Genomic DNA, 11,022 nt, shown 5'->3' with positions numbered 1-11,022 from the left:
CTGAGGGGAAGGGAGAGGGAACCGCTTTTTGCTAAAAAGGGGTTCCCCTCTTCCCTTCCCCTCAGCCGCCGGAGGCAACCAAAAAGGCCCGCCTTTCGGCGGGCCTTTTCACAATTCTTATCCAGCTACCCTTAAATTCTGACGGGCAGCTTCTGGACAAGTTCGTCGACGACACGTTTGTGTTGTTTGTCGACTTCCTTGTCCTTGAGGGTTTTTTTGGCGTGACGGTAGGTCAGGCGGAAGGAGAGGTTCCTTTCGTCTGTTCCTTCGGGGATGTATTCGGCCACGAGTTCGACGGATTCGAGCAGCGGCAGTTTGATGTCGCTGATGGCTTCGCGCACGGCGGCTGCGGTGATGCCTTTGGGGCAGATCACGGTGATGTCGCGGCGGCTGGGCGGGAAGACCGGCAGTTCGTCGAAGGTGACTTTGTTTTGTGTATCGAGTTCGCGCAGCAGTCCGGCGTCGAGGTCGGCGATCCAGACGTCTTTTTTGGCGTGATAGAAGTCGGCGACATCGTCCTGCACTTTGCCCATGAAGCCGAGGCTTTGGTCGCCGAGAAGGATATCGACGCAGGGGCTCAGGTAGGGGTGTTCGCTGACGAGATTGAACTCGGGGGTGTCGAGCTTGAGGTGGTCTTCGACGAGATGTTCGACATGGCCTTTGACATCGAGGTAGTCGGCTTCGCCTTGTGGCCACGGCCATTCGGCGGCGTGACGGGGGCCGTAGAGCAGAATGCCGAGGCGCAGGTTTTCGCGGGTCTCGGTGTCGGAATCGGAGTCGGCCATGAATTTGCGGGCGACTTCAAAGACGCGGATGTGCGTGTTGCCCTGCGCGAGGTTGTGCTTGAGGGTGTTCAGCAGGCCGGGCGCGAGGTCGGTGCGCATGACGTTCTGGTCTTCGGAGAGGGGGTTGGCGATGGGGACGCGGCCCTCTTCGGGGAGATTCAGGCGGTCGAGGTCTTCGTTGCCCACGAAGCTGTAGTTGATGGCTTCGTTGAGGCCGACGCCCATGCCCCAGTATTTGAGGGCGCGGACAAAGCCGTATTCGGTGTCGGCGGTGACAGTGCCGTCGAGGCTCTTGGCCACGCGCGGCAGCTTGGCTTCGATGCGGTCGAGGCCGTAGACGCGGCCAACTTCTTCGTAGAGGTCGACTTCGCGTTCGAGGTCGAGACGGTGGGACGGGGTGCCGACCTTCCAGTTGGCGGGGTCGGAGTCGTCCACGGTGCAGCCTTCAAGGGTGAAGACCTTTTTGGCGAATTCGGGTTCGAGGTCGAGGCCGAGCAGCTCCATGCACTTGTTGTGGCGGTAGCGTGGGTGCGGTCCTGCCAGGGCTTGGGCTCGTTTTTGGCCACGCCGCTCATGACGGTTCCGCCGGAGACTTCGGCCATGATCTGCGCGGCGCGGTTCATGGCAAAGGTGTTCATGATCTGATCGACGCCGCGTTCGAAGCGGTAGGAGGCTTCGCTGGGCAGGGCCAGACGGCGGGCGGTCTTGCGGATGGTTCCGGGCCGGAACACGGCGGATTCGAGCAGCACGTTGGTGCTGTCATCCTGCATCTCGGAGTTCATGCCGCCCATGACGCCTGCGAGGGCGACGGGCTTCTTGCCGTCCCAGATGAGCAGGTCGCGGCTGGTGAGCGTGCGTTCGACCTCGTCGAGGGTGGTGAACTTCATGCCGTCCTGTGCCGGAGCCACGCGGATGGTGGCGTCTTCGATACGTTCGAGGTCGAAGGCGTGCAGGGGCTGGCCGAGTTCGAAAAGAATGTAGTTGGTGACGTCGACGATGTTGCCGAGCGGGCGCTGTCCCACGGAGAAGAGCTTGAAGCGCATCCAGTCCGGGGATTTGCCCACGGTGACGTTGTTGATGATGCGCGCCTGATAGAGCGGGCAGAGCTCGGGATCGTCGATGATGATCTTGACCTCATCGGCCGCGTTGCCGCCGGATTCGGTCAGATTCAGCTCGGGCAGCGTCAGGGGCAGGTCGAAGGCCAGCGCGGTCTCGCGGGCAAAGCCGAGGATGGAGAGGCAGTCCGCGCGGTTGGGGGTGATGTCGAAGTCGAGGACGGTGCGTTCGAGGTTCAGCTCGTCCACGAGCTTGTTGCCCACGGTGAGGTTTTCCGGCAACACCCAGATACCTTCGTGGTCTTCTGACAGGCCGAGTTCGCGCTCGGAGCAGATCATGCCGAAGGACTTGACGCCGCGAAGCTTGGCCTTCTTGATCTTCATGCCGTCGGGCAACTTGGAGCCGACCGGTGCCACGGGCACTTTCTGGCCCTTGGCCACGTTGGGCGCGCCGCAGACGATCTCAACCGTTTCGGAACCGAGGTCCACCGTGCAGACGGAGAGTTTTTCCGCCTCGGGGTGCTTGACGCACTCCACCACGTGGCCGACCACGATCTCCTGAATGGACTCGAACGGATCCTCGATGGAGTCGAGTTCGAGGCCGAGCATGGTCAGGCGGTCGCCCAACTCCTGCGCTTCGCCCTCAAAGGGCACAAATTCCCGCAACCAATTGAAACTGACAAGCATAGCTACACCGTAGAGCCTTGGAATTTCTCAAATATGAAAACACGGCCCGAAAGCCCGGGCGGGCGTTCCGGGCCGTGTGGAATATCGTGTCGCTTAAGCGAACTGCTCGAGGAACCGAACGTCGTTCTCGAAGAACATGCGCAGGTCGCCGATGCCGTACTTGAGCATGGCAACGCGCTCGATGCCGAGACCGAAGGCGAACCCGGTAAATTCTTCGGGATCGTAGCCCACGGACTTGAACACGTTGGGGTCCACCATGCCGCAGCCGAGGATCTCGACCCAGCCGGTGCCCTTGCAGACGCGGCAGGTGCTACCGTCCTTGTTCTGCCCTTTGCCCGCGCACATGACGCAGGAGATGTCCACTTCGGCGCTGGGCTCGGTGAACGGGAAGAAGCTGGGACGGAAGCGGACTTCGGTGCCGGTTCCGAAGAGCTGGCGCACGAAGGCGGTCAGGGTGCCGCGCAGGTCGGCCATGCTCACGCCCTTGTCGACCAGCAGACCTTCGATCTGGTGGAACATGGGGGTGTGCGTCAGGTCGGAGTCGCGGCGATAGACCTTGCCCGGAGCGATGACGGCCACGGGAGGCTTGCGTCCGAGCATGCTGCGCACCTGCATGGGCGAGGTGTGCGTGCGGAGCACGATGTTTTCCGAGACGTACAGGGTGTCCTGCATGTCACGGGCGGGGTGCTCGGGCGGAATGTTCAGGGCTTCGAAGTTGTGCCAGTCGTTCTCCACTTCGGGACCGCTGGCGTGCTCGAAGCCGAGTCCGGTGAGGATGTCGCAGATTTCGTCCATGACGAGGGTCACGGGGTGCAGCGATCCTGCCCACGGCTTGCGGCCCGGCATGGAGGGATCGAACCGGGAGAGCTTTTCGGCGGCTTCTGCGGCGACGAGGTCGGCCTGCCAGCCGTCGATGAGCTCGGTAATGCGGTTCTTGACCTCGTTGGCCGTGCGTCCGGCTTCGGGCTTGAGTTCGTTCGGCAGCTTGGCGAGCGTGGCCATGTTGGCGGCGAGCTTGCCCTTGCGGCCGAGGAATTCCACCCGGAGGTCCTCCAGTTCCTTCAACGAACAAGCCTGACCCTTGCGAGCTTCGCACTCAAGGGCCAGGCTTTCGAGACCTTCTACAAAGGTCTTCAGATCTTCACTCACGGTTAGCCAACCTGTGCTTTGGCGGCCTCGGCGATCTTCGCGAACACTTCTTTGTCGCGAACGGCCATGTCGGCCAGGACTTTGCGATTGAGCTCGATGCCTGCCTTGGACAGACCGTTCATGAAACGGCTGTAGGAAAGGCCGTGCAGACGAGCGGCAGCGTTGATACGCATGATCCACAGCTTGCGGAACTCACGCTTCTTGCGCTTGCGGTCGCGGTAGGCGTTGCAAAGGGCTTTTTCGACCCGCTCACGAGCGGTACGGTACAGGCGGGAGCCTGCGCCGCGGTAGCCCTTGGCCATCTTCAAATATTTCTTGTGACGCCTGCGGGCGGTCACTCCACGTTTGACTCTCATTTGGATACCTCCATCACTTACTACCCTCCGGGTCGGGAACGCGTTCCCCCCGACAGGGCGGATATGGTGTTAACTAGCCGTTGGGCAGCTGACGGCGCACGGCCTTTTCATTGACCTTGTCCACGGTGGTGGACTGGCCGAGACGACGACGCCTCTTGGCATTCTTCTTGGTCAGAATGTGCCTGAGGTTCTTGCGGCGACGCTTGAACTTGCCGCTGCCAGTCTTGACGAACCGCTTGGCGGCTGCACGTCTGGTTTTGATCTTGGGCATTTGATCCTCCTGTATGTTAGCCGGACCGGGCGAGCCCCGAGTTCTATCGCTTCACCGGAGCGAGCATCATGGTCATGGTGCGACCTTCGCTCGTCGGCCTGCTTTCAATCTTTGCGATATCCTCGGTGTCCTGCTGCACCCTTTCCAGCACCATGAGGCCGCGGTCCTTGTGGACTATTTCGCGACCCCGGAAAAACACGGTTACCTTGCAGCGGTCTCCACCTTCAAGGAAACGGCGGATGTGCTTGAGCTTTGTGCCGTAGTCGTGATCGTCGGTCTTCGGGCGAAATTTGACTTCCTTGATCTGGATAACGGTCTGGTTCCGCTTGGCTTCCTGCGCCCGCTTCTTCTGCTGGTACAGGAACTTGCCGTAGTCCATGAACTTGCAGACCGGCGGATCGGCGTTCGGCGCCACTTCCACCAGATCAAGCCCGCGCTCCCGGGCCATGCCCAGAGCCGTGCGGGTGTCGAGAACTCCAAGCTGGGTGCCTTCGTCATCGACGACCATCACCTTGGGAATTCTGATGCGCTCGTTGCGCCTCGGCCCCTCATCTCTCCTGCCGCGACCGCGGTCATTACGTCGAAAAGCTATAGCTCATCCCTCCGTCTTTGAATGGTTGCGTGGCTGCATCCTCAATAATTGCGGCCGCTTCCTCAAGCGACAGCAATCCCGGATCGTCACCGGTCCTCACACGGACGTTGACGCATCCGGCTTCCACTTCCTTGTCTCCAATGACAAACATGTACGGGATCTTCTCAAGCTGAGCCTCGCGAACCTTGTAGCCAAGCTTCTCGTTCCGAAGATCCGCTTCGATGCGGATGCCTTTTTCCCGGAAGAATTGCAAGACTTTTTCCGCAAAATCCTTCTGGGCATCGGTCACGGTCAGGATTTTCGCCTGCACCGGAGCGAACCACACCGGGAATGCTCCGGCATAGTGCTCGATGAGAATACCGAGGAACCGCTCCACCGATCCCATGATCGCACGGTGAACCATCACCGGGCGATGGCGTTCGCCATCTTCGCCGATATATGTGAGGTCGAAACGCTCGGGGAGCGTGAAGTCGACCTGAATCGTGGAACACTGCCACTCGCGGCCAAGGCAATCGCGCACCTTGACGTCGATCTTCGGACCGTAGAAGGCGCCGTCGCCTTCGTTGATCTCGTAAGGCAGTCCCACGGACTCCATGGCTTCCTTCAGCGCCTTGATGGCCCGCTCCCAGTCCTCGTCGGAACCGATGGATTTTTCCGGGCGGGTGCTGATCTCCATGGAGTAAGTGAAATCGAAAAGGCCCATGAGGTCCTGAACCCACTTGATGACGCCCTTGATCTCGTCCTGAAGCTGATCGGGGCGGCAGAGGATGTGGGCATCGTCCTGAGTGAAGGAGCGGACGCGAAGCAGGCCGTGCAGCACGCCGGACTTCTCGTGGCGGTGAACCACGCCGAGTTCAAAGTAACGCTGCGGCAGGTCGCGGTAGCTCATGAGCTTGCGGTTGTAGATGAGCATGTGCGCGAGGCAGTTCATGGGCTTGACGCCGTACGCCTGCTCATCAATCTCCGTGAAGTACATGTTTTCACGGTAATTTTCATAGTGACCCGAGGTTTCCCAGAGGTCGCGCTTGAGGATCTGCGGACCGCGCACCAGCTCGTAGCCGCGCTTGATCTGCTCCTTGGTCACGAAATCCTCAAGGATGGTCCGAACCAGCGCGCCCTTGGGGTGCCAGTAGGCCATGCCCGCGCCACCTGCTTCCTGAAAGCTGAACAGGTCCAGCTGGGTGCCGAGCTTGCGGTGGTCGCGCTTCTTGGCTTCCTCAAGCTGATGCAGGTACTTCTTGAGGTCCTTGGGCGTGGCCCATGCCGTGCCGTAGATGCGCTGCAACTGCTTGTTGTTCTCGTCGCCGCGCCAGTAGGCTCCGGCCACGTTCAGCAGTTTGAAGGCCTTGAGCATGCCGGTGCGCGCAACGTGGGGGCCGCGGCAGAGGTCGGCAAACTCGCCATGGCTGTAAATGGAGTAGTTGTCCTCTTCGAGGTCGTCGATCAGCTCCAGCTTGTAGTCCTCGCCCTGCTCCTTGAACTCGGCGCGCGCCTCGTCGGCGCTGACCACCCGGCAGGAGAAGTCCTTGTCCGCCCCGACGGAGCGCTGCATTTCCTGCTCGATGGCTTCGAGATCCTCGGGCGTGAACGGCCGCTCGTAATCAAAATCGTAGTAGAACCCGTTTTCCACCGAGGGACCGATGGTCACCTTGGCCGTGGGAAAGAGTTTCTTCACGGCCTCGGCCATGAGGTGAGCGGTGGAGTGACGGATGATGTCCAGCCCTTCCGGGGAGTCGGCGAAGACGGGCTCCATGGAGGTGCAATCGGCGGGCACGGTAGTGGTGAGATCAAGCAGGGTTTCGCCGCACTTGGCGACGACGACGTTCTTGAACTGCTTCTTGGAAAGGCCCTCTTTCAGAACCTCGCCGCAAGAAGCATCCTCTGCGATATCCACCGGTTTCCCGGCCACTTCGATCTGCATGGCTGCCCTCCTCCTGAGGCGTTGTCGTACACGAAAAAATAAGAGGGAGGCGGGGCCTCCCTCTTTAATTTTCTGGTAGGCACGAGCAGATTTGAACTGCTGACCCCTTGCGTGTCAAGCAAGTGCTCTCCCCCTGAGCTACGCGCCTTCGTCGTTGACGAGGACGAATTTCTATACAGGACCCCCCCGGTTGTCAAGCGGGAATTATCAACTTTTTCATTTTTTTCCCAAACCGCCCGTCCGAACTATGCTTTCCCGTTTCCTTTACTGGACACCCTACACATGCATGGGGCATCATCGCACGATGGGACATGGACGTAAGCATACAATAGCCCTTTCTACCCCCAAACGACTCTTCATGGCGGCGTTGGCATTCATGGTGCCCATCGTCGTTCTGTCCATATTCATGGATATGAGCTTCAGGCATGATCTGGATATTGCCCGCTCCGAGCTGGCGGGAACAAGCATCATGCGCGAGAGCATGCAGGCCCTTTCCGTGCTGGCGCGCATGGATCACTTACACCTGCGACCGCAGGCGGATTCCGCAAGCGCACAGGCAGAGTTGCGCGATCTGGAAAAGGAGTTCTCGGACAGCCTCGACCGCATGAAGGCAGGCCTGTCCGCCGAACCGCTCGCGCAGCGTCTCTCCGAAGATTCCGCCTGCGGGATGGACACTCTGCGCTCGGCGTGGGAAAGCTATCTGGCCGGGAACTCGGACATGCTCGAAGTGGTCAAGCGCAGACTGCTGCAGACATTTGAACATGTCGCAAACTGCGCAAGCCTGACGCTCGACCCAGCCCTTGACAGCGCAATGCTCGCCTGGGCCACCATCCCCACCCTGCCGGAGAACATGATCTTTGCCGCCAAACTTGAACGAATGGCGGAAAAATCCCGATCAACAGCCCCCCTTTCGCACTTCCCCCTGCATCTGAAAAGCGAAATGCTCCTTTTGCGCGAGGCACGGTCCAAGGAGCTGCGCAACCGTTCACTCACGGCCATTGAGGCAGATGCCAGGTTCTACGGCAGGAGTCCCACCCTGCATGACAACTATGCTGCCGAGCTTGAGCACTACACGCAGTCCGTGAACGAGCTGTCTACGGAAATGCGCAAGTGGGAACAGGGCTGGGTGGATTGGAACGCCCTGACGCTCAAGGCCGCAGAGGTTCGACGGCAAAGCCGCGATCTTTTCATGACCGGAATGGACGAGCTGGACACACTGCTGCAAAAACGCATTGAATCGTATCAGAACTGGCGCCTTGCAGGGGCCTCCCTGAGCACACTGACCGTGCTCTTCGCCCTCATCGTCATCGCCAACACCAGCCGAAGCATAACCTCCGGAATCCGCAAGGCCATCGAGTACACGCACGAAGTGGCAGGCGGCAATTACGACGCCCGTCCCGACACCAAGGGCATGGGTCCCGGCATGCGCCGCCTCGTTTCCGACACCAGCATCATGGTCTCGGAGCTCAAAAACCGCATCGGCCACCTCAACGGCATCCTGGAGGCCATGTCCGTTCCAAGTCTCGCCGTGGACACAAACGAACAGCTCACCTACGTGAACCGGCCATACATCGACCTGTACGAGCGCGAGGGCAAGCCCGAAGACTATTACGGCATGCGTCTCTCCGAATTTTTCTATGGCGACCCTGCAAAAAGCACCATCGCAGGACGGGCCATGGCCGAAGACAGGGCGTTTCGCAACCTGCACCTCGAGACCATCTCCGCGAGAGGCAAGAAGGTCTTCGTGCGTTACGACGTCTCCCCGCTCCATGACCTTGACGGCAAAATCATCGGCGCGTTCGCCGTGGTGGTCGACCTGACCGAAATCCGCAAGCAGCAGCAGGAGATATCCCGACTGGCAGCGTTCCCGCGTGAGTCTCCTACCCCGGTGCTCTCTGCGTCGTCCGACGGCTCGGTCGTGTACGCCAACCCCGCCAGCCAGACCATCGTTCGCGAGGCAGGCGGCGGGTTCGCCAATCTGCTGCCCGCCAATCACAACGACATCGTGACCAGCTGTCTGCGCACCGGCGACAACCGGCTGGAGGTGGAAACCACCGTGGCCGACCATATCCTTTCATGGACCTACCATCCCTGCCGGATCAGGAGATCGTGCACGTCTACGCAACGGATATCACGCAGCGCAAACACGCAGAGGAACAACTGCTGCACGACGCTTTCCACGACAACCTCACCGGCCTGCCCAACAAGGCCCTTTTCCTCGACCGCGTGGAGCAGACCATGCGCCGCTCGCGCGAGACCGGCAACCCCTATGCCGTGCTGGTCATGGATATCGACAACTTCAAGGCGGTCAACGACTCCCTCGGCCACGCCGCTGGCGACAACATGATCATGTACTTCGCATGGCGCATCGGACAGATCATCCGGCCGGAAGATACGCTGGCACGCCTCGGCGGCGACGAATTCACCCTGCTGCTACCGGGACTTTCCTCGCCCGAGGAGTCCCTCTCCGTGGCGGAAAGCATCCGCGATGCGCTGGCCGAGCCTTTCGAGGTGGAGGATCAGGAGCTGTTCGTCACCACAAGCATCGGCATCGTCACCGGCCCGGAAGGCGTTTCCTCTTCCGACGAGCTGGTGCGTGACGCGGAAACCGCCATGTACCGCGCCAAGGCGCAGGGCCGCGCCCGGGCGGTCGTGTTCGACGAGAATATGCACCGCGACGCGTCCGAGCGACTGAAGATGGAGACCGACCTGACCAAGGCCGTGGAAAACGGGGAGTTCGTGCCCTTCTACCAGCCCATCATCGACCTGCGCACCGGCCGCATCAACGGCTTCGAGGCTCTTATCCGCTGGCAGCATCCGGTGGAGGGCATCGTGCCGCCGGGCGCGTTCATTCCGCTGGCCGAGGAGACCGGCCTCATCGTGCCCATGGGAAAATTCGTGCTACAGGCCGCCTCGCGCCAGTTACGCATCTGGCAGGAGCGCTACCCGGCCTTCAGCAACCTGACCATGAGCGTGAACCTTTCCGTGGAGCAGATGAAGACCGACGGCATCGTGGCCCAGCTCACCGAAGTGATCCGGGACTCCGGCATCAGGCCGGAGCTCATCAAAATAGAGATTACGGAAAGCGGCATCATGGAGAACATGGACTACGCCCTGCATGTGCTCAAGAGCTTCGAGGCCCAGAACATCCGCCTGTCCATCGACGACTTCGGCACCGGCTACTCGTCCCTGTCGCACCTGCACAGCTTCCCGTTCCACTTCCTCAAGGTGGACCGCTCCTTTGTGGGCGATATGGAAGACAAGCGGGAGAACATGGAGATCGTCAAAACCATCATGTCGCTGGCCCACAGCCTGGACAAGCACGTCATCGCCGAAGGCGTCGAGGAGCACTCCCAGCTCAGCCTGCTCAAGGCGCTGGGGTGCGAATACGGGCAGGGATTCTACTTCTCCAAGCCGCTGCCAGCCCCCGAAGCCGAAGCCATGCTTGCGGAAAACCCCCTCTGGACCTAGTCGCCGAGGGGCTTTCCATCGGCGTCCAGCAGCCGCACCAGCACCACGGAACCGTCATCGGCCGCGCGGAACTCGCCGTATTCGGCTCTGTTGTAAACGTGTGCGCTGCCCTCCTCGAAAAAGAACGCGTCCGGGCCGAGCCTGTAGGAACGGGAGTCCCTGCGGTAGCGGATGCGGTATTCATCCCCGGCAAGCGGCGTACCGTCGTCCACGCGGACCATGCGGCCAACGCCGTCGGCATCGTTCTTCATGACCACAGAGCCGCTGGAGGCAGATCGTCGATCTCGCGAAGTGTGGAGGCCACATCGTAGGTCAGGCGCATGTAGTCGCCCTGCATCAGTGAACGCGGGTCGCGCGGGCCGAGCTCCAGCACCACCCGACGGCCGCTCTCGATGACCCGCTCTTTCTGCACCACGGCCGAGGCCGCCACCGCGATGATGATTGCCAGCCCGACAAATACGATACCCTTACGCATGGACGTTCCTCCACCTGAGCAGTTGCCGGACCCCGAGCAGAAGCAGCCCCGCGCCCATGAGCATGAGCGATTTGGTCAGCAGGTCGTAGCCGAGCCAGTAATAGAACCAGGACACGAAAACCGGGACCCAAAGCAAACCCACTCCCTCAAGCAGCCGGTTGGCATGGGCATGGCCCAGAACGGCAAGTGCCGCGCCGAACCCGGCGCCGGGCGCAGTCAGCGAGAGAGCGGTGACGCACAAGGCACCCAGCCCGGCCTGA

The 11,022-nt window shown here is 60.9% G+C and carries 7 protein-coding genes, 1 tRNA gene and 3 pseudogenes; 2 read left to right on the top strand and 9 right to left on the bottom strand.

Annotated elements, in window-relative coordinates; translation table 11 throughout:
* Positions 1–131: 131 nt before the first annotated feature.
* The 7 genes and pseudogenes from pheT to JCM12178_RS15105 all read right to left on the bottom strand — a co-directional run bounded on the left by pheT (position 132) and on the right by JCM12178_RS15105 (position 6,964).
* A pseudogene (gene pheT, locus JCM12178_RS15135) lies at positions 132–2,527 on the bottom strand (phenylalanine--tRNA ligase subunit beta).
* Between the two features lie 93 nt (positions 2,528–2,620).
* Positions 2,621–3,676 (bottom strand): phenylalanine--tRNA ligase subunit alpha, encoded by a 1,056-nt coding sequence (gene pheS / locus JCM12178_RS15130; protein ID WP_054652582.1) that lies wholly within the window; start codon positions 3,674–3,676, stop codon positions 2,621–2,623.
* Positions 3,677–3,678: 2 nt separating this feature from the next.
* Entirely contained in the window at positions 3,679–4,032 is a 354-nt protein-coding gene (gene rplT, locus JCM12178_RS15125) for a 50S ribosomal protein L20 (RefSeq protein WP_054652580.1), read from the bottom strand.
* Positions 4,033–4,105: 73 nt separating this feature from the next.
* Complete coding sequence (gene rpmI / locus JCM12178_RS15120; protein ID WP_054652578.1) at positions 4,106–4,303, bottom strand: 50S ribosomal protein L35; 198 nt, start codon at positions 4,301–4,303, stop codon at positions 4,106–4,108.
* Positions 4,304–4,346: 43 nt separating this feature from the next.
* Positions 4,347–4,895, bottom strand: coding sequence for a translation initiation factor IF-3 (infC, locus tag JCM12178_RS15115; RefSeq protein WP_083465978.1), 549 nt, complete (start codon positions 4,893–4,895; stop codon positions 4,347–4,349).
* Entirely contained in the window at positions 4,879–6,816 is a 1,938-nt protein-coding gene (thrS, locus tag JCM12178_RS15110; protein WP_054652574.1) for a threonine--tRNA ligase, read from the bottom strand. Before thrS ends, infC begins: the two co-directional genes overlap by 17 nt.
* A 73-nt stretch (positions 6,817–6,889) precedes the next feature.
* A tRNA-Val gene (locus JCM12178_RS15105) sits at positions 6,890–6,964 on the bottom strand.
* A 99-nt stretch (positions 6,965–7,063) separates the two neighbouring features.
* Between JCM12178_RS15105 and JCM12178_RS21085 the strand changes: the two are divergent.
* A pseudogene (locus JCM12178_RS21085) lies at positions 7,064–8,650 on the top strand (PAS domain-containing protein); the annotation flags it as partial.
* Positions 8,651–8,892: 242 nt separating this feature from the next.
* A complete protein-coding gene (locus tag JCM12178_RS15095) occupies positions 8,893–10,287 on the top strand; it encodes a putative bifunctional diguanylate cyclase/phosphodiesterase (RefSeq protein WP_083465976.1) in 1,395 nt (464 codons plus the stop codon).
* Here JCM12178_RS15095 and JCM12178_RS21080 read toward each other — a convergent pair.
* Positions 10,284–10,762 (bottom strand): annotated as a pseudogene (locus tag JCM12178_RS21080) (GDYXXLXY domain-containing protein). The gene JCM12178_RS15095 and the pseudogene JCM12178_RS21080 overlap by 4 nt on opposite strands.
* Positions 10,755–11,022: DUF4401 domain-containing protein (locus JCM12178_RS15085; protein ID WP_157054947.1), on the bottom strand; the 268-nt coding region annotated here is incomplete at its 5' end. The gene JCM12178_RS15085 and the pseudogene JCM12178_RS21080, both read right to left, overlap by 8 nt.

It is taken from the genome of Salidesulfovibrio brasiliensis JCM 12178, assembly GCF_001311825.1.
GTDB lineage: Bacteria > Desulfobacterota > Desulfovibrionia > Desulfovibrionales > Desulfovibrionaceae > Pseudodesulfovibrio > Pseudodesulfovibrio brasiliensis.
The sequence above is the reverse complement of the archived record's forward strand: the minus strand, read 5'-3'. Positions and strand labels throughout refer to the sequence as shown.